This window comes from Bhargavaea cecembensis DSE10 (genome assembly GCF_000348905.1).
GTDB classification, from domain to species: domain Bacteria; phylum Bacillota; class Bacilli; order Bacillales_A; family Planococcaceae; genus Bhargavaea; species Bhargavaea cecembensis.
The window spans coordinates 346,167-364,254 of sequence record NZ_AOFT01000002.1; the positions used below are offsets into that span (position 1 = coordinate 346,167).

18 protein-coding genes are annotated in these 18,088 nt (G+C 54.3%); 10 read left to right on the forward strand and 8 right to left on the reverse strand.

Features of this window, described 5'->3' with window-relative positions:
* Positions 1-6 precede the first annotated feature (6 nt).
* The 5 genes from lpdA to C772_RS03360 all read right to left on the reverse strand — a co-directional run bounded on the left by lpdA (position 7) and on the right by C772_RS03360 (position 5,814).
* Positions 7-1,416, reverse strand: coding sequence for a dihydrolipoyl dehydrogenase (lpdA, locus tag C772_RS03340; protein ID WP_008297408.1), 1,410 nt, complete (start codon positions 1,414-1,416; stop codon positions 7-9).
* A 3-nt stretch (positions 1,417-1,419) separates the two neighbouring features.
* Entirely contained in the window at positions 1,420-2,772 is a 1,353-nt protein-coding gene (locus C772_RS03345; RefSeq protein ID WP_008297410.1) for a dihydrolipoamide acetyltransferase family protein, read from the reverse strand.
* A gap of 33 nt (positions 2,773-2,805) precedes the next feature.
* The gene (locus C772_RS03350) at positions 2,806-3,783 is read right to left on the reverse strand and encodes an alpha-ketoacid dehydrogenase subunit beta (RefSeq protein WP_008297412.1); all 978 of its coding nucleotides are present in this window, start codon (positions 3,781-3,783) and stop codon (positions 2,806-2,808) included.
* Between the two features lie 3 nt (positions 3,784-3,786).
* Complete coding sequence (pdhA, locus tag C772_RS03355; RefSeq protein WP_008297414.1) at positions 3,787-4,902, reverse strand: pyruvate dehydrogenase (acetyl-transferring) E1 component subunit alpha; 1,116 nt, start codon at positions 4,900-4,902, stop codon at positions 3,787-3,789.
* Positions 4,903-5,166: 264 nt separating this feature from the next.
* Positions 5,167-5,814 (reverse strand): YkyA family protein, encoded by a 648-nt coding sequence (locus C772_RS03360; protein WP_008297415.1) that lies wholly within the window; start codon positions 5,812-5,814, stop codon positions 5,167-5,169.
* A 143-nt stretch (positions 5,815-5,957) separates the two neighbouring features.
* Between C772_RS03360 and def the strand changes: the two genes are divergently transcribed.
* Positions 5,958-6,521 (forward strand): peptide deformylase, encoded by a 564-nt coding sequence (def, locus tag C772_RS03365; RefSeq protein ID WP_008297416.1) that lies wholly within the window; start codon positions 5,958-5,960, stop codon positions 6,519-6,521.
* Positions 6,522-6,584: 63 nt separating this feature from the next.
* On the opposite strand, the gene C772_RS03370 is transcribed toward def, so the two are convergent.
* Positions 6,585-7,355 (reverse strand): Cof-type HAD-IIB family hydrolase, encoded by a 771-nt coding sequence (locus C772_RS03370; RefSeq protein WP_008297417.1) that lies wholly within the window; start codon positions 7,353-7,355, stop codon positions 6,585-6,587.
* 275 nt (positions 7,356-7,630) lie between these two features.
* On the opposite strand from C772_RS03370, the gene C772_RS03375 reads away from it, so the two are divergent.
* Both C772_RS03375 and rnjA read left to right on the forward strand, forming a co-directional pair.
* Positions 7,631-7,840 (forward strand): DNA-dependent RNA polymerase subunit epsilon, encoded by a 210-nt coding sequence (locus tag C772_RS03375; protein ID WP_008297418.1) that lies wholly within the window; start codon positions 7,631-7,633, stop codon positions 7,838-7,840.
* A gap of 5 nt (positions 7,841-7,845) precedes the next feature.
* Positions 7,846-9,516, forward strand: a complete 1,671-nt coding sequence (gene rnjA, locus C772_RS03380; RefSeq protein ID WP_008297419.1) for a ribonuclease J1 — start codon at positions 7,846-7,848, stop codon at positions 9,514-9,516.
* Between the two features lie 110 nt (positions 9,517-9,626).
* Here the strand turns inward: rnjA and C772_RS03385 are convergent, their stop codons facing one another.
* Positions 9,627-10,286 carry a potassium channel family protein gene (locus C772_RS03385; protein ID WP_035001263.1) on the reverse strand — a complete coding sequence of 220 codons (660 nt, stop codon included), beginning with the start codon at positions 10,284-10,286 and terminating at the stop codon, positions 9,627-9,629.
* A 105-nt stretch (positions 10,287-10,391) separates the two neighbouring features.
* The gene (locus C772_RS03390) at positions 10,392-10,676 is read right to left on the reverse strand and encodes a hypothetical protein (RefSeq protein ID WP_008297421.1); all 285 of its coding nucleotides are present in this window, start codon (positions 10,674-10,676) and stop codon (positions 10,392-10,394) included.
* A gap of 67 nt (positions 10,677-10,743) precedes the next feature.
* Between C772_RS03390 and C772_RS03395 the strand changes: the two genes are divergently transcribed.
* The 7 genes from C772_RS03395 (at position 10,744) to C772_RS03425 (ending at position 18,079) form a co-directional block, all read left to right on the forward strand.
* The gene (locus tag C772_RS03395) at positions 10,744-12,201 is read left to right on the forward strand and encodes a magnesium transporter CorA family protein (RefSeq protein ID WP_008297422.1); all 1,458 of its coding nucleotides are present in this window, start codon (positions 10,744-10,746) and stop codon (positions 12,199-12,201) included.
* A 175-nt stretch (positions 12,202-12,376) separates the two neighbouring features.
* Entirely contained in the window at positions 12,377-12,916 is a 540-nt protein-coding gene (locus C772_RS03400) for a helix-turn-helix domain-containing protein (protein ID WP_008297424.1), read from the forward strand.
* A gap of 22 nt (positions 12,917-12,938) precedes the next feature.
* On the forward strand, positions 12,939-14,045 hold the full coding sequence (locus tag C772_RS03405) for an ABC transporter ATP-binding protein (RefSeq protein ID WP_008297425.1): 1,107 nt from the start codon (positions 12,939-12,941) through the stop codon (positions 14,043-14,045).
* Positions 14,035-14,859, forward strand: coding sequence for an ABC transporter permease (locus C772_RS03410; RefSeq protein ID WP_008297426.1), 825 nt, complete (start codon positions 14,035-14,037; stop codon positions 14,857-14,859). Before C772_RS03405 ends, C772_RS03410 begins: the two co-directional genes overlap by 11 nt.
* Positions 14,843-15,643, forward strand: coding sequence for an ABC transporter permease (locus tag C772_RS03415; protein ID WP_008297427.1), 801 nt, complete (start codon positions 14,843-14,845; stop codon positions 15,641-15,643). Before C772_RS03410 ends, C772_RS03415 begins: the two co-directional genes overlap by 17 nt.
* Complete coding sequence (locus C772_RS03420) at positions 15,640-16,716, forward strand: ABC transporter substrate-binding protein (protein ID WP_008297428.1); 1,077 nt, start codon at positions 15,640-15,642, stop codon at positions 16,714-16,716. The genes C772_RS03415 and C772_RS03420 overlap by 4 nt, the downstream gene beginning before the upstream one ends.
* A gap of 142 nt (positions 16,717-16,858) precedes the next feature.
* The gene (locus C772_RS03425) at positions 16,859-18,079 is read left to right on the forward strand and encodes an MFS transporter (RefSeq protein ID WP_008297429.1); all 1,221 of its coding nucleotides are present in this window, start codon (positions 16,859-16,861) and stop codon (positions 18,077-18,079) included.
* Positions 18,080-18,088 lie beyond the last annotated feature (9 nt).

Here is an 18,088-nt window from a genome sequence, read left to right on the forward strand (position 1 = left end):
TCGTGATTATTTCAGGATATGAATCGGGTTGCCGAGTACGACTTCCGCCGCTTCCATCGAGATCTCGCCGAGTGTCGGGTGAGCGTGGATGGTCATGGCAATATCTTCGACTGTCATGCCCGCTTCGATGGCAAGGCCGAGTTCCGCGATCATATCGGATGCGCCTGCACCGACAATCTGCGCACCAAGAAGGAGTCCGTCCTCCTTGCGGGAAACCAGCTTGACGAAGCCGTCGGAAGCATCCAGTGCGAGCGCACGGCCGTTTGCACCAAACGGGAACTTGCCCGCGTTCACTTCATAGCCTTCTGCTTTCGCCTGTTCTTCGTTCAGGCCGACTGTTGCCAGTTCCGGATCAGTGAAGCACACTGCCGGGATGGCCATGTAATCGACTTCCGATTTTTCGCCGGCAATCGCTTCAGCGGCGATTTTGCCTTCATACGACGCCTTGTGGGCGAGCTGAGGGCCCGGGACAATGTCACCGATTGCGAAGATGTTGGACACGCTCGTGCGGCCCTGGCGGTCGACTTCGATGAGGCCGCGCTCGCCGAATTTCACGCCGGCTTCCTCGAGACCCATCTCGTCTGTGTTCGGGCGGCGTCCGACTGTAACGAGGACGTAATCCGCCTCGAGTGTCTGTTCTTCACCCTTCGCTTCGTAGGTGACCTTGACGCCGTTTTCTGTTTCTTCAGCGCCTTTCGCCATTGCGCCTGTGACGATTTCAACGCCCTTCTTCTTCAGGCCTTTTTTGACGATCTGCGTCATCTGCTTTTCGAAGCCGGCAAGGATGTCCTTCGCGCCTTCGAGAATCGTCACTTGGGAACCCAGGTTGGCATACGCGGACCCGAGTTCTGTGCCGATATAGCCGCCGCCGATAACGACCAGCTTGCCAGGCACTTCCTCAAGGTTCAGTGCGCCGGTCGAATCGATGATGCGCTTCGAGAACTTGAACGAAGGAATCTCGACGGGACGGGACCCGGTAGCGATGATCGCATTTTTGAATTTATAGGTCTGTGCGGATTTATCATCCATGACACGGACTGTGTTGGCGTCGGCAAAGTAAGCTTCACCTTGTACGATTTCAACTTTGTTGCCTTTCAGGAGGCCTTCGACTCCGCCGGTCAATTTCTTGACGACGCTGTTTTTGAATTCCTGCGCCTTGGAGAAGTCAAGTTTCACATCGGAGGTGCTGATGCCCATGTTGTCCGCACCCTGTGCTTCGACGAAGCGGTGGCCGACACTGATGAGCGCTTTGGACGGGATGCAGCCTACGTTCAGGCACACGCCGCCAAGATTTTCACGTTCTACAATCGTTACCTTCTGGCCGGTTTGTGCTGCGCGGATCGCTGCAACATATCCCCCCGGGCCGGAACCGATAACGATTGTATCCGTTTCAATTGGAAAATCACCTACTACCATTTTTTACGCCTCCATTAGTAAGAGTTCCGGATTCGACAACAGCCGCTTGATATGGTTCAGCGCCTGCTGCGCAGTGACGCCGTCGATCATCCGGTGATCATAGCTCAATGACAATGCTAACATAGGAGCCGCCACAATTTCACCATTTTTGACAACCGGTTTTTCCGCGATGCGGCCGATTCCGAGGATTGCGACTTCCGGGTGGTTGATGATCGGGGTGAACCATTGTCCGCTTGCAGAGCCAAGGTTCGAGATGGACATCGAGCCGCCCTTCATCTCATTTGGCGCCAGCTTTCCGTCGCGCGCTTTAGCTGCAAGCTGGTTGATTTCGTCGGAGATGGCGAAAACAGACTTGCGGTCCGCATTCTTGATCACCGGAACAAGCAGTCCGCGGTCGGTGTCTGCAGCGATGCCTACGTTGAAGTAGTGTTTCTGGATCACTTCTTCTGTCGACTCGTCATACGACACATTCAGTTGCGGGTATTCACGCAGCGTGCTGACGAGGGCCTTAACGACATATGGCAGATAAGTCAGCTTGATGCCTTTTTCCGCTGCGATTTCTTTGAACTTCCGGCGGTGTTCGACAAGTGCTGAAACGTCGACTTCGTCAAGATGTGTGACGTGCGGTGCCGTATGCTTGGAATTGACCATCGCTTTGGCAATGGCCTTGCGGATCGGGGAGATCTTCTCCCGGGTTTCCGGGAATTCCCCTTCCGGCAGCTGTGCAGCCGCGGCAGGACGTGCCGTCTCTTCTGCTGCAGGTGCAGTATCCTGGGCAGCTGCCTCAGCGGACTGATCTGCCTCAGGTTTTTGTCCTCCGCTCATGAACGCATCCACGTCTTCCTTAAGGATACGGCCATTTTTGCCGCTTCCTTCGACTTCATGGATATCCACATCATTGTCACGCGCATATTTACGTACCGATGGCATGGCGATAACTCGGCCGCCCTTCGGCTTGTCCGATTTCTGGGCAGCAGCTGGGGCTGTTCCCTGGTCTTTTTCGGTTTTTGGGGCTTGTTCCTTTTCCAGATCCTGGCCGGATTCAAGGGAAGCCTGGACCTGGTCATCGGTTTTGTCCGTGCCGGCGTCTTGCCCTTCCTCTTCACCGCCCGGGTGGTCCGGGGAATCGATCTTGATGAGGAGATCCCCGACAACAGCAACTTCACCTTCGCCGACAAGGATGTCTTCTACAGTCCCATCCACCGGGGAAGGGATTTCAACGACCGCTTTGTCGTTCTGCACTTCGCACAGGACGTCGTCTTCCTGGATGGTATCGCCTTTATTGACGAACCACTTTACGATTTCCCCTTCATGGATGCCTTCACCGATATCCGGCATACGAAATTCAAATGCCACGCCTCTCACCCTTTCTTCTATAAAAATCGTCTATCAGAACTCGAGAACTTTTTTAGCGGTTTCTACGATATCCTTTGCACCTGGAAGCCATGCATTCTCGCCCTGTGCATATGGATAGATGGTATCCGGAGCCGTTACGCGGAGCACAGGCGCCTCCAGGCTAAGGATTGCGCGCTCTGTGATTTCTGCAACCACGTTCGCCGCGATGCCCGCCTGGCGCTGTGCTTCCTGGACAACAATCGCACGGTTGGTTTTCTCGACCGACGAGATGATGGTGTCAATATCGAGCGGCTGGACCGTACGGAGGTCGACCACTTCAACGGAGTGGCCTTCCTTTTCAAGTTCCTCGGCCGCTTTCAGGCTTTCACGCACCATCGCGCCGTATGCAAAGATCGACAGGTCCGTGCCTTCCTTCTTCACATTCGCCTTTCCGAGCGGGATTGTGTATTCCTCTTCCGGAACTTCTTCACGGAACGAGCGGTAAAGCTTCATGTGTTCCAGATAAATCACCGGGTCTTCATCGCGGATTGCCGAAATCAGGAGGCCCTTTGCGTCGTACGGGCCGGACGGGATGACCACTTTCAGGCCCGGCTGCTGTGCCATGAGGCCTTCAAGGCTGTCCGCGTGCATTTCGGGAGTGGCGACGCCGCCGCCGAACGGCGAACGGATCGTGACCGGTGCGTGGAAGTGTCCGGCGCTGCGGAAGCTCATGCGTGCAAGCTGGCCGCTGATGGAGTCCATTACTTCATAGACAAACCCGAAAAACTGGATTTCCGGTACGGGACGGAATCCCTGGAGCGCAAGGCCGACCGCAAGGCCGCCGATGCCGGATTCGGCAAGCGGCGTGTCGAATACGCGGTCTTCGCCGAATTCCTTCTGGAGGCCTTCCGTAGCACGGAAAACGCCTCCGTTAACGCCGACGTCCTCCCCGAAGACGAGGACATTTTCATCATTTTTCAGCTCAGTACGGAGTGCATCCGTAATCGCCTGGATCATCGTCATTTGTGCCATCGGTCACTTCGACTCCTTCTTTGTATAGATGTCAAGCTGTTCTTTCACGTTCTGCGGCATATCCCCGCGGTACATGATGTTGAGGAAGTCGCTCACTTTCTGCTTTGGAGCGGCATCCGCCTTCTTGATGGCGGCTTTGATCTCTTCCTTGGCGCGGTCGATCACTTCGTTTTCCTTTTCCTCGTTCCAGAGGCCCTTGCCTTCCAGGTACTTGCGGAAACGGATGAGCGGATCGCGCTTTTCCCATTCCGAATCGGTTTCGGATGTGCGGTAGCGGGTCGGGTCGTCCCCTGCCATTGTGTGTGGGCCGTAGCGGTAGCACATTGTCTCGATGAGGGTCGGGCCGCCGCCGTTCAGAGCACGCTCGCGGGCCTGTTTTGTGACCGCATAAACTGCCAGCGGGTCCATTCCGTCGACGAGCACGCTCGGAATGCCTGCAGAGATCCCCTTCTGGGCAAGTGTTTTCGCTTTTGTCTGAAGGGAACGTGGGGTCGAGATGGCATACTGGTTGTTCTGGATGATGAAAATCGCAGGAGAGTTGAACGCACCTGCAAAGTTGATTCCTTCATAGAAGTCACCCTGGGATGTACCGCCATCGCCTGTATAAGTGATGACGACCGACTTTTCTCCGCGTTTCTGCTTTCCGAGCGCAACGCCGGCAGCCTGGATATACTGGGCGCCGATGATGATTTGAGGCAGGAAAATATTCACGCCGTCAGGAACATCGCTTCCCTGGAAATGTCCGCGGGACCACAGGAATGCCTGTTCAAGCGGGAGGCCGTGGAAGATAATCTGCGGCACGTCACGGTATCCGGGCAGGATAAAGTCTTCACTTTCCAGAGCAAACTGGGACGCAAGCTGGGAAGCTTCCTGTCCGGCAGTCGGCGCGTAGAAGCCGAGACGGCCCTGGCGGTTCAGGGAAATGGAGCGCTGGTCCAGGATCCTTGTCCAGACCATGCGGGTCATCAGCTCTGTCAGTTGTTCATCGCTCAGTCCCGGATCCATCTCTTTATTGATGATTTCCCCATCTTCATTGAGAATCTGGAGCATTTCGAATTTGTCTTCGATTTCACGGAGGTTTTGTTCCGGATCGAATGCGTTCGCCTTCTTGGCAGCCATTGCGGCAACTCTCCTTTAGCTGTATTATCGTTTTTCTTTCCAGAATTGGTACACCTGATTCGGATTGAATTATACAAGACCGGAAAATACTAGTCAATACAAGGGTTTGAAAGCGCTTTTAGTATTAGTACACACCGATAAAACCAATCATCTGTATTAACACATAGCACTTGTTTGTTTTAGCACACCCAATCAACATTTCCAGTATTCCCTTTATGAAAACGAAAAAACGCCCGGAATGAGATGCTTCCGGGCTCTCGGTATTTAATTTTCTTCAGTGTCGCCGATCGTTGCATATGTTTCTTTTTTCACCGTGTTGACAGCTTCCGTCGCTTCATTGAACGCATTCGCTGCCGCAGTCACTTCCGCATTTCCCTTGTTGACAGCTTCCACTTTTTCCTGGATCGTCTGGAAATCGGCCTCTTCATCCGTCGCAAGGCTATACAGATCTTTTTGCATGACGGCGGCCTTTTCATAAACCTCAGAGAATTCCTCGTGGGCGTCATATCGGTCGGACATCGACTGCTTCAGTTTCCCGACGGCCTCCCTGACAGGGTCTTCGTCGTCCTTGCCGATTTCATCGAGCCCGGACAACTCCTTCCGGGCATTGTCCAGGGCCTCTTTCCCTTCTTCCAGCAGGCCGAGACGCTCATCTGCAGATTCGTCAGCCTCTCCCGCCAATGCAGACAGTTCTTCACGGTCTTCCTGGGTCAGCTCCATCATTTCATTGAACTTCCCGAATTCCTCTTTTTCGAGCGATGCCATTTTCTCCTGTGCTTCCAGGAACGGCTTCTCCTTTTCCTGGATCGTCCCGATCACATCTGATAGCCGGTCTTCGGCAGATGCGCCGAAAGAGCAGGCGGAAAGGAGCATCGCCGCAGCAAGCGCTGTGCCTGCCAATCGTTTTTTCATCTCGGTCTCCCCTTCCCTTTCCACTTTCTACTATATTCGCTGGGCGCACCGTTTTCAATCAGGCGGGACAATTTGTTTCATCAACCCGCCGGACCGTATATAATGGGAGACAAGGTATACCGTACGAAAGGAAGTCAGCTGCCATGATTACGATGGATCAGATTATTCGCGAAGGTCATCCGACCCTGCGGAAAAAAGCGGAGGAAATGAAGTTCCCGCTCACGGAAGAAGAAAAGAAAATTGCCGGTGAGATGCTTGAGTTTCTGAAAAACAGCCAGGATCCCGAGAAGGCTGAAAAATACGGGCTGCGTGCAGGCATCGGCATCGCCGCCAACCAGATCGACGTGCCGAAGCGGATGTTCGCCCTGCATATAACAGATGAGGGCATGGAGCCGCTCAGCATGACGATCATCAATCCGAAGATTGTGAGCCACTCCGCCAAGAGGTCCTATCTCCCGGGCGGAGAAGGCTGCCTGTCCGTGGACAGGGACGTTCCCGGCTTTGTTCCGCGACATGCCAAGATCACAATCAAGGGCTTTACACCGGAAGGCGAGCCGATCAAGAAGCGCCTATCCGGACTGCAGGCCATCGCCTTCCAGCACGAACTGGACCATCTGAACGGTGTCATGTTCTATGACCACATCGATCCGGATGAGCCATTCCGTGATTACCCGGATGCGGAGCCGCTAAAGGCGGAAGAAGAATAAATCCGGGGCCGCCAAGCGGTCCCGGAATCATTGCAGACAGGCCCAGCCTGTCTGTTTTGTTATTCAGATGAGCTGCAACTGATCGAGGATTCTTGCGATGCCGTCTTCGGACACGTCGCCCGCGATGTAGTCGGCCCGTTTTTTGGCTTCTTCATGGGCATTTCCCATGGCCACTCCGACACCCGCTGCCTCAAGCATCTCGATGTCATTGAGACCGTCTCCGAATGCGACGGCATCGGCCATCGTCAGCCCTTCCCGATCGAGGATCCGCTGCATCCCTTCGGCTTTTGAAATTCCTGCTGGAAGGATATCAGTCGACGTGCGGTGCCAGCGGACAAATTTCATTTCCGGGAATGCCTCGGTATAGTCATGCTCCTGCTGCTCGGTGCAGAAAAGGAGTGCCTGGTGGATCGGTCTCTCTTTATAGAATGTATCCGATGCCCGTGGATACGGCATTTTAAGTGAACTCAGGCTGTCCCCGACATGGGGATGGCCGGTTTCTGTTGCGACCATTTCCCGGTCATCCATGAAAATGAGCGGGAAGCGGTCCCTGTCCGCCTTCTCCTTGATGCGGGCAAGGATATCCGGTTCGATGACGCCGCCGTAGATCCGCTCACCCTTGTGGACAACATATTGTCCGTTAAAGCAAATGTATGTATCGATGTCCAGGTCTTCAAGAACCGGGCCGACCATGAAAGGTGCCCGTCCTGTTGCAATCGCAACAAGATGGCCCTTTTCACGCGCGGCCATGACCGCTTTTTTGGCTGACTCGGGCAATTGCTTGTCATGGTCGTACAGGGTGCCGTCGATATCGAAAAAGAGGATTTTCTTCATCGTTTCAATCTCCGCCTTCCTATATAATTTCTTTCTGAACCACCCTTGACAGAACATTCAAAAAGGCCTATAATGGGTTCACAAGGAGTGATAGCCATGCTGAAACGCCTGAAACGCAAATGGTTGAAGCGGCTCAATGGCATCCTCGGCAAGAAGTCCATTGCATAGTGAACTCATGCCCCCGCAATTACGGGGGCTTTTCTTTATTTCACTGGGCCTGCATGCTATTATAAACGATATGGCAAGTATTTGAACGTGAAAAAGGAGAGCAGACCATGATCTACAAAGTGTACTATCAAGAAAACATGCATGAAGTACCAGTCCGCGAAAACACGAAAACCATGTATGTCGAAGCAGAATCTGTCCGTGCCGTCCGCGCTGCATTAAAAGAGCGCGAACTGTACGTTGAACACATCCAAGCCCTGGAAGACGGCCATCTGGAATACGAGAAAAAATCGCCCGACTTCCATGTCGAACAGGTGTGACCCGGATGAAATCGGTCAAGAATGATCAGACAGCCGTATTTGCGCTCGGCGGACTGGGCGAAATCGGCAAAAACACGTATGGGGTCCAATTCCAGGATGAAATCATCCTGATCGATGCAGGGATCATGTTCCCGGAAGATGACCTCCTCGGCATCGACTATGTGATTCCCGACTATACGTACATCGAACGGAATGTCGACAAAGTAAAAGGCCTCTTCGTCACACACGGCCACGAAGACCATATCGGCGGCATCCCCTACCTGCTCAAAAAAGTCAACATCCCGGTTTATGGCGGCAAGCTGGCGCTGGGCCTCCTGCGCAACAAGCTTGAGGAGCACGGACTCCTCCGCCGCACGAAGCTGATCGAGGTCGAAGAGGATGACGTGATCAAGTTCAGAAAAACATCCGTCAGCTTTTTCAGGACGACCCACAGTATACCGGATGCCTTCGGAATTGTCGTCAAAACGCCTCCCGGCAACGTTGTCCACACCGGTGACTTCAAGTTTGACTTCACCCCTGTCGGAGAGCCTGCGAACCTGGCGAAGATGGCACAGATCGGAGAGGAAGGCGTCCTCTGTCTTCTTTCCGACAGCACAAATGCGGAAGTGCCGGATTTCACGATGTCCGAGAAAACTGTCGGTGAAAGCATCGATGAGATCTTCCGGAAAGTGAACGGACGCATTATCTTTGCAACATTTGCCTCCAACATCTACCGCCTCCAGCAGGCAGTGGAAGCGGCGATCCGTCATGGCAGGAAGATCGCCGTATTCGGTCGGAGCATGGACAACGCCATCACCATCGGCACGGAGCTCGGCTACATCGACGCACCGAAAGAAATGTTTGTGGATACCCAGACACTCAACCGCCTTCCCGCCAATGAGGTCATGATCCTCTGTACGGGAAGCCAGGGTGAGCCGATGGCGGCACTTTCACGGATCGCAAACGGCACGCACCGGCAGATCCAGATCCAGCCCGGGGACACGGTCATCTTCTCTTCTTCCCCGATTCCGGGCAATATTGCCAGCGTGAACCGGACGATTAACCTGCTGTTCCGGGCAGGCGCAGAAGTGATCCACGGATCGCTCAACAACATTCATACGTCCGGCCACGGTTCCCAGCAGGAGCAGAAGCTGATGCTCCGCCTGATCAAACCGAAGTTCTTCATGCCGATCCACGGAGAATACCGGATGCTGAAAACCCACGCCGGGCTTGCCGTCCAGTGTGACGTACCGGAAGACAATATCTTCATCATGGAGAACGGCGATGTTCTTGCGCTCAGTTCGGATGAGGCCCATCTGGCGGGACGGATCCCGTCGGGTGACGTCTACATCGACGGCAGCGGAATCGGCGATATCGGCAACGTCGTCCTGCGCGACCGCCGCGTCCTTTCGGAAGACGGGCTCGTCATCGTGGTCGTCACGCTGAACAAGGCCAAAGGCAAAATCGTCGCGGGCCCTGACCTGATCTCACGCGGATTCGTCTACATGCGTGAATCCGGACAGATGATCAACGAAGCCCAGTCAATGCTGAACCGGCGGCTCCGCCAGTCGGTATCCAATTCCGAAACACCGGACACCGAGGCGCTGAAAAGCCAGATCACGGATATTCTGGGTCCGTACCTGTACGAACAGACCAAACGCAAACCGATGATCCTTCCTGTCGTCATGGAAGTCTGATCACCGAAAAGAAAAAGCTGAACGGAATCCCATTCCGTTCAGCTTTTTTATATTCCTGCTGCCCATCAGAAAGCCCCGGAAACTTTCTTTTCCGGGGCTTTTCGTGCTGCTCAGTGAAGTGCTTTTTTCTCAAAACGCAGGATATCCGCATCGGAGCCGATGATGATCAGGATATCCCCCTCACGGATCGGTTCCTCCGCCATCGGGGAGACCACTACGTCCTCCCCCCGCTTGATCGCCACGATGTTGATGCCGTATCGGGCCCGGATATCAAGATCCAGAATGGAATGGCCCGCAAGCATCTCATTCGCTTTGATCTCCATGATGGAGTGCTCTTCGGACAACTCGAGGTAATCCAGGATGTTGTTTGAGATCATATTGTTCGCGATACGGATGCCCATGTCCCGCTCCGGATGGACAACCTGGTCCGCTCCGATTTTCTGGAGCACCTTCGCGTGATAGTCGTTTTGCGCTTTTACCGTAATCTTTTCGACACCCAGTTCCTTCAGGATGAGCGTGGTCAGGATGCTGGACTGGATATCCTCCCCGATGGCGACAATCACGTGTTCGAAATTCCGGATGCCGAGCGACACGAGTGCCTGCTCGTCGGTCGTATCCGCCACGACGGCCTGTGTCGCGATCGAGGCGAACTCGTCCACCCTCTCGGGATCCTGATCGATGGCAAGGACGTCGGCCCCCTGCTCCACCAGTTCCCGGCAGATGCTTCCTCCGAACCGCCCCAGCCCGACTACGACAAACTCTTTCTTCATCATCCATGCCTCCAGACGCCGGCCCGCCCGGGGGCCGCGCGTAAATTACAGCTTCAAAACCGTTTACTCTTCCCCGGAAAGAGGGAAGGATGAGAGGGAGGCCGTTCAGCCCCGGCCAAACGGACGCTTTGGCCGTTCCGTGCAGAACTGGCATTTCGGATCCGTACAGGTTTCTTCGCGCCACTCATTGCATCCGGCGCAATATGCGGAATCATAGGTGGCATCGTAGGACAGCGGTTCCAGACAGAATTCACAGTAATCATCCAGCTCTTCATAAGGGATGATGCGATCTTTTGTCATCAGGAAAACCCCTTCGATGACGGGCGTTACGCCGTTGCGGCTGCGCCCCCGGCCATGGTCCGGACCCGGGAAGAAATTGTTCTTTCCCATTGCCACCCCTCCTTTTTCCAATAGTGTACCACATCATCCCAAAACTACAATGAATCGCGGTGAAAACATGACTGAGGTTCCGGATACAAAAGACTTTATTGTCAAAGACGGCTATCTGTCCTTTATCCTGCCATTTGCCTATAGAAAAAAACAGATCAGGAAAGCGGCCGATGTCCTCAAAAAAGACGGGTTTCACTTTTTCACCCTGGAAGATCCCGGAGGCCGGATTAACGATCTTTACGAAGGCTCGATCGAGATTTCACAGGAGGAACTGGATCAGTATTTCCTTCCCTACGTGGAACGCAAAATTTTCCCTCCGACCGTCGAGGAGTACGGCTTCCACCGTTTCTACAAAGTGATCGGCGAAGATTTTACGCTGACAGCGGACGGAGAGCGGTATCCGTTCCGTTTTATGAGCCTGGACGTGACATTGGGTCCTTTCGGCATCGCATTCCTTACGTCTAGGGTGCGGTTGCTGGAAGAAAACCTGCCGCTTTCCTCCGTCCTCAACTTTATGCAGCACTTCCGTGCAACAGAAAACAAACTGAAAGAAGAAAAGGGATCGATCATCCATTGTGGGGATGGCAAGGATTTTTCAAGTATCCACGAATTTCTCCTCGACCGCCTGGCCTCCGCAATCAGGCCGTTTATCATCCATGATGAGCGGCTCACAGGCTACTTCGGAAGCCTGCCTTATTTCGAAGATGAGCGGATGTTCGTGACTTCCTTCCTGTTCGCCGAACCGGGGACGGAATTCAGCGACGAGCAGCTGTTCCGGATCGGAAGGGTCGACGGGCTGAGCCCCGAAGGAAAGCCCTTCATTTCGGCCTCAAACATGAACTACATAAGGGACTATCTGGATAAATATCTGCATGACCGATGGGCGCCTGATCTGTACACGCTGGCCACGGATTTTTCCTATACCAACGTGACCACGAAAAGTTCCGAGGAGATGCAGCGACCGCTTGCCCACTTCATGGGAACGCACTACTATAATTTCCTCCTGCATTACTTTTATCGGATTATGCTTCTCAGGGTATCGTTCGAATACAGCCGTCTTAAATGGGACAAGGACGAAGAGTATCTGAAGCGGCTCATTGAGCTGATTACCATCTTCTCGTCCTGGTATTATTTCAAGCATGTCAGTGTCCGCCAGGAAGGACGGGAACTGGGACTGCTCTTCAGGCAGGCATTCAGCCTGGACGATCTGTTTCAGGAAGTGCGCACGACACTCGATGAGCTGTATCGGACGCAGGAAAACGCAGCTGCCAACAGCATGAATCTGCTCCTCTTCTTCCTCACCGTCTTCACTGTGATTTCGGGAATCTACGGAATGAACCTGGTGATTGACGACTGGAAAAACGATACGAGCTGGAGCGAGATCTCTTCATACGGATTGTTCGGGTGGATCGCGCTCATTACCGCGCTTCTCGGAATCGGCATGTCGGTCTACCTCTTCTTCACTTACCTCGGCCGCATCGTATGGCGGAAGCTAAAGAGAAAGCTCGACGACCTGGACTTCTGATCCGCCGGTCCGGCACGCAAAAAAGCGTGCCGGACTTTTGGCATGTCTCCCAAAAAACAAGGGACCAAACCGGGTGACATTTTTCTCTTGCAATCACGGATGGATTTTGTATAATAAAATCCGCTATTGCTAAACTTAAAGTTTATTATAAGTAAACTCCACAGGAGGCTGTCCCATGCAAATCGGGAAAAAAATCAAGCAGCTCCGGCTGAAAAAAGGGCTCACACAGGAAGAACTCGGCGAGCGGACGGATTTGAGCAAGGGCTACATCTCCCAGCTAGAACGCGACCATACCTCGCCGTCCATCGAAACCCTGTTTTCTCTTTTGGAGGTACTCGGTTCTTCCCCCAAGGAGTTTTTCGACGACGGCCCTGCGGCCAAAGTCGTCTTCAGCAAGGATGAACATATTCTGAACACCGATGAGGACCGGGGGTACTCCGTCCGCTGGCTTGTTTCCGAGTCGAACGAGAATGAGATGGAGCCTGTCCTGCTGACACTTGCACCCGGCGGGGAATTCAAGGAATTCGAACCTTCCCTCTCCCAGACATTCATTTTGGTCCTGGAAGGGCAGATCCTGCTCCAATTGGGTACAGAGAGTTATAAGGCCGGTGCGGGCGATGCCCTTTACTACGAGGCATCGCATGATCATCAGCTGTCAAATGCCGGTCCCGGGGAGGCCAGATGCCTGCTCGTCGCCACTGAATCGTATTTGTGATTATTGATACTGGAGGTAAGTCATGACCCAACAGCCCATTATCCGCTTCGACAATGTCTCCAAGCGGTACAACGACGACACGTCCGTCCTGAACAACATCAGCTTCGAAATGGAACGCGGCAAGTTTTATACCCTGCTCGGTCCTTCCGGCTGCGGAAAGACGACCATTCTCCGGCTGATTGCCGGCTTTATTGAACCGAGCAGCGGCGAAATCCAATTTAACGGGAAGAAAATAAATGACACCCCGCCGAATGAGCGGCAGGTCAATACCGTATTCCAGGACTATGCCCTCTTCCCTCACCTGAATGTATTCGAGAATGTTGCCTTCGGGTTGCGCATCAAGAAAATCAAGCAGGCGGAGGTCAAGCGCCGTGTTGAGGAAGCACTGCAGTTCGTCAACCTGCAGGGATACGAAAACCGCGAAATCTCCGAGATGTCCGGCGGCCAGCGCCAGCGTGTCGCCATCGCCCGGGCCATCGTCAATGACCCGGAAATCATCCTTCTCGATGAGCCGCTGTCCGCACTTGACCTGAAGCTCCGGACCGAGATGCAGTATGAGCTGCGCGAATTGCAGCAGCGGCTCGGCAAGACGTTCATCTTCGTCACCCATGATCAGGAAGAAGCACTCGCGATGTCCGATGAGATCTTCGTCATGAATGCCGGGGAAATCGTCCAGTCCGGGACCCCGATCGATATTTATGACGAGCCGATCAACCGGTTCGTCGCGGACTTTATCGGTGAGTCCAATATCGTGGACGGCGTCATGATCCGCGACCACCTGGTCCGCTTCGCCGGCAGGGAGTTCGAGTGCGTCGACGCCGGCCTGGACCCGAACGAAAAGATCGAGGTCGTCATCCGCCCTGAAGACCTGGAGATCACTTCCCCGGACCGCGGGAAGCTCGTCGTCACGGTGGACACCCAGCTGTTCCGCGGTGTCCATTATGAGCTGTCGACCTACGACAGGGACGGCAACGAATGGCTGGTGCATTCCACGAGAAAAGCCCAGGTCGGCGACGAAATCGGCCTGGACTTCGATCCGGAGGCGATCCACGTCATGAGGCTGAACGAATCGGAAGAAGATTTCGACCGGAGGCTCGAGTCGTACGAGGTGTCTGGCCATGCAGAATAAGTCGACACGCGCACTTTACCTGATTCCGTATGGGGCCTGGATCCTCTTGTTTGTCATCGCGCCGATTGCGCTTGTCGTCTACTATTCGCTGTTCGATATCCACGGCGACTTCACGTTTGCCAACTACGGGGCGTTCTTTTCCTCGGTCTATCTGGAACTGACGCTCAGCTCGTTCTGGTACGCCTTCCTGATCACGCTGTTTTCGCTGCTGATCGCGTATCCGACCGCCTACTTCCTGACGAAGACCAGGCACAAGCAGCTCTGGCTGCTGCTGATCATCATCCCGTCCTGGATCAACCTGCTGCTGAAGACGTATGCCTTTATCGGGATATTCGGCCAGTACGGTCCGATCAACGCCTTTTTCGCAGCGATCGGAATCGGATCCACACAGCTTCTGTTCACCGACTTCAGCTTTATTTTCGTTTCGGTCTATATTTTCATCCCGTTCATGATCCTGCCGATCTTCAACGCGATCGACCGGCTGAATCCCGCACTGATCGATGCATCGCGTGACCTCGGGGCAAGCCCCTGGACGACATTTCGGAGGGTTATCCTTCCGCTCACGATGAACGGCGTGAAATCAGGCATCCAGGTGACCTTTATCCCGGCGCTTTCACTGTTCATGATCACCCGGCTTATTGCCGGCAACAAGGTCATCACGCTCGGCACAGCCATCGAACAGCAATTCCTCGTCACCCAAAACTGGGGAATGGGCTCGACGATTGCCGTCTTCCTGATCCTGTTCATGTTCGTCATCATGCTGTTCACCGGCCAGAAGGAGAAAGGAGGCGCATCCATTGGGAAAACAAAGTAATGTGCAGAAAGCTTTTCTGGCACTCGTTTTCATCATCCTGTATGCGCCGATTTTCTTCCTGATCTTCTATTCGTTCAACTCGAACGGGACGATGTCGTCGTTTGACTCCTTCACATGGGAGCATTACGCCGCCGTCTTCGAAGACACCCGGCTGATCATGATCGTGTTCAACACGGTGATCGTCGCACTCTTGTCGGCTCTGATCTCGACCGCGATCGGCGTTCTGGGCGCACTTGCGATCGTCTATCTGAAAAACCGGAAGCTCCGCAGCACGCTGCTTTCCCTGAACAATGTGCTGATCGTCAGCCCTGACGTTATTATCGGGGCGTCGTTCCTGATCCTTTTCACAGCGGTCGGCGTGCGTCTCGGTTTTGCATCGGTGCTGATCTCCCACATCGCCTTCAGCGTACCGATCGTCGTCCTCATGGTGCTGCCGAAGCTCCTGGAAATGAGCGATTCGCTGATTGATGCCGCACGCGACCTCGGGGCATCGGGAAGGGACGTGCTCACCCGTGTCATCATCCCATACATCAAGCCGGGCATCTTCGCCGGATTCTTCCTGGCACTTACCTACTCGCTTGATGACTTTGCCGTGACGTTCTTCGTCACCGGCAACGGCTTCAGCACCCTGTCCGTCGAGATCTACTCAATGGCCCGGGCCGGCATTTCGCTGACGATCAATGCACTGTCCGGCCTGATCTTCATCGTCACCGTCGGACTGGTCCTCGTCTACTATGCGCTGAACCGGCGCAACCGCACACCTGTCACGGGGGTGAAGAAATGAAAGAAATCATCCGGGCAGCAGTTGCCGTAATTGCCGTATCCGCACTGCTGATCTATATCAACAGCCAGCTCGGCAAGACGTCGGGCAGCGCCGGGAACGACACCATCACTGTCTACAACTGGGGAGAATACCTGGATCCGGAACTCCTGGACCGGTTCACGGAGGAAACCGGCATCCGTGTCATCTATGAGACATTCGATTCGAACGAAGCGATGATGACAAAGGTCGAGCAGGGCGGTACGTCTTATGACGTCGCCATGCCGTCCGAATACATGATCGAGAAGATGAAGGAGGAAGACCTCCTCGTTCCGCTTGATCACTCCAAAATCCCGAACCTGAAAAACATCGATCCGTACTTCCTGGATCTGCCGTTCGACCCCGGCAACGAGTTTTCCGTCCCCTACTTCTGGGGAACGGTCGGAATCGCCTTTAACCCGGACCTTCTCGAGGAGGATTTTGACTTCACCAGCTGGGAGGACCTGTGGAGCCCCGAGCTCCGCCAGCAGGTCATCCTTGTCGACAGTGCGCGTGAAGTGATGGGGATGGGACTGAACAGTCTCGGCTATTCCCTCAACTCGACCGATAATGCCGAATTGGATGCGGCATCGGCCAAACTGGATGAACTCACGCCGAATGTCAAAGCGATCATCGGGGATGAGATTGTCGAGATGATGCGGCGGAACGAGGCGGCCATCGCCCTCACCTGGTCCGGCCAGGCCCTCGACATGATGTACGTCAACGAATCGATCGACTTTGCCGTCCCGGAAGAAGGTTCCAACCTCTGGTTCGACAACATGATCATTCCGAAAACTGCGGCCAATGTCGATGGCGCCCACCAGTTCATCAACTTCATGCTGGATGCGGAAGTGGCGGCCCAGAACGCCGACTGGGTCGGCTACTCCACGCCGAACGCCGCCGCGCTTGAACTGATGGATCCCGAAGTGACCGGGGATGAGCGTTTTTACCCGGATGAGGAAATCCGCGGAAGGCTTGAAGTGTACCGGAACCTCGGACCGGAAATGACCGGCGAATACAATGAACGCTTCCTCCGCTTTAAGATGGGGATGAACTGACTTGCAGCCCGGAATCTTTCCGATTTCGGGCTGTTTTTTATTTTGGATTTTCCCCTTCAAAAGGCATCAGCCGGTAGTGTAACGGGTATTACGGATATGGTAAGATAGTTTGACACACGAAATTTCCAAAGGGGGCCCGGGCATGGCGGAGGGAACCAATCGTTTTGCATTGTATGTCCTCATGTTCAACATGTTTATCGCAATGTCCGGCATCGGGCTGATTATCCCGATCATGCCGGCTTACCTGGAGACATTCGGAGCGGCGGGCCAGGTGCTCGGGTTCCTCATCTCCTCCTTTGCGCTGGCGCAATTCCTGTTCTCCCCGATCTCAGGCAACCTGTCCGACAAGTATGGCAGAAAGAAGCTGATCATCTTCGGGCTGGTCGTCTTCGGCCTGTCGCAGCTTGCATTCGGTCTCGCGACGGAACTCTGGATGCTGTTCGTCGCCAGGTTCATTACGGGCTTCGGAGCGGCTTTCCTCATTCCTCCGATGATGGCGTTCGTGGCAGACATCACTTCGTTCGATGACCGCGGAAAAGGGATGGGCTGGCTCGGTGCCTCCATGTCCCTGGGCTTCATGATCGGCCCTTCCATCGGCGGATTCCTCTCGAGCGTCAGTCTTCAGTTTCCATTTTATATCGCCTGCAGCGTCGCACTGATTGCCGCATTGTCGTCGGCACTGATTCTTCCGGACCCCCGTCCGAAAAACGGGCCGGAAGAACAGGAGGAGAAAAAGCAGGAGAATATCATTGGACAGCTAAAACGCTCCATTGCACTGGATTACTTTATCCTGCTGATCATCACGCTCGTCTTTTCGTTCGGTCTCGCAAACTTCCAGGCGACGATTTCCATGTATATGGATAAGAAGTATGCGTATTCCCCATCCGAAATCGCCGTCCTGATGACAATCGGCGGCTTTGTCGGAGTGGTTGTCCAGACATTTGTCGTCGACCCGCTGTTCCGGAAGTACGGGGAGATGCGCGTCATTCTCGTGAATCTGCTGATTGCGGCATTTGCCATGACCGGCATCCTGTTTGTGGACCGGTTCTGGTCACTTATGCTCATTTCCACATTCTTCTTCACGGCAACCGCGCTGCTGCGCCCTGCGCTCAACACGCTGATCTCGAAGATGGCCGGAAATGAACAGGGATTTGCCGCCGGCCTGATCAATGCCTACATGAGCCTCGGCAACATGTTCGGCCCCGCGCTGGCGGGTACGCTGTTCGATATCAACATGGCCATCCCTTATGTGTTCGGGACCGCCGTGCTGCTCGTCTGCTTCGGCATCACCGCCTCCTGGGCGAGGCTCCACCGGGAACAGCTCCGGACGCTCCGCTCCAGAAAGGTTGCAGCAACCCGATAAACAGAACGA

Coding starts and splice junctions, on each gene's coding strand:
- lpdA (WP_008297408.1), bottom strand. CDS start 1,416: ATGGTAGTAGGTGATTTTCCAATTGAAACGGATACAATCGTTATCGGT.
- C772_RS03350 (WP_008297412.1), bottom strand. CDS start 3,783: ATGGCACAAATGACGATGATCCAGGCGATTACGGATGCACTCCGTACT.
- pdhA (WP_008297414.1), bottom strand. CDS start 4,902: ATGGCTGCCAAGAAGGCGAACGCATTCGATCCGGAACAAAACCTCCGT.
- C772_RS03360 (WP_008297415.1), bottom strand. CDS start 5,814: ATGAAAAAACGATTGGCAGGCACAGCGCTTGCTGCGGCGATGCTCCTT.
- def (WP_008297416.1), top strand. CDS start 5,958: ATGATTACGATGGATCAGATTATTCGCGAAGGTCATCCGACCCTGCGG.
- C772_RS03370 (WP_008297417.1), bottom strand. CDS start 7,355: ATGAAGAAAATCCTCTTTTTCGATATCGACGGCACCCTGTACGACCAT.
- C772_RS03375 (WP_008297418.1), top strand. CDS start 7,631: ATGATCTACAAAGTGTACTATCAAGAAAACATGCATGAAGTACCAGTC.
- rnjA (WP_008297419.1), top strand. CDS start 7,846: ATGAAATCGGTCAAGAATGATCAGACAGCCGTATTTGCGCTCGGCGGA.
- C772_RS03385 (WP_035001263.1), bottom strand. CDS start 10,286: ATGAAGAAAGAGTTTGTCGTAGTCGGGCTGGGGCGGTTCGGAGGAAGC.
- C772_RS03390 (WP_008297421.1), bottom strand. CDS start 10,676: ATGGGAAAGAACAATTTCTTCCCGGGTCCGGACCATGGCCGGGGGCGC.
- C772_RS03395 (WP_008297422.1), top strand. CDS start 10,744: ATGACTGAGGTTCCGGATACAAAAGACTTTATTGTCAAAGACGGCTAT.
- C772_RS03400 (WP_008297424.1), top strand. CDS start 12,377: ATGCAAATCGGGAAAAAAATCAAGCAGCTCCGGCTGAAAAAAGGGCTC.
- C772_RS03405 (WP_008297425.1), top strand. CDS start 12,939: ATGACCCAACAGCCCATTATCCGCTTCGACAATGTCTCCAAGCGGTAC.
- C772_RS03410 (WP_008297426.1), top strand. CDS start 14,035: ATGCAGAATAAGTCGACACGCGCACTTTACCTGATTCCGTATGGGGCC.
- C772_RS03420 (WP_008297428.1), top strand. CDS start 15,640: ATGAAAGAAATCATCCGGGCAGCAGTTGCCGTAATTGCCGTATCCGCA.
- C772_RS03425 (WP_008297429.1), top strand. CDS start 16,859: ATGGCGGAGGGAACCAATCGTTTTGCATTGTATGTCCTCATGTTCAAC.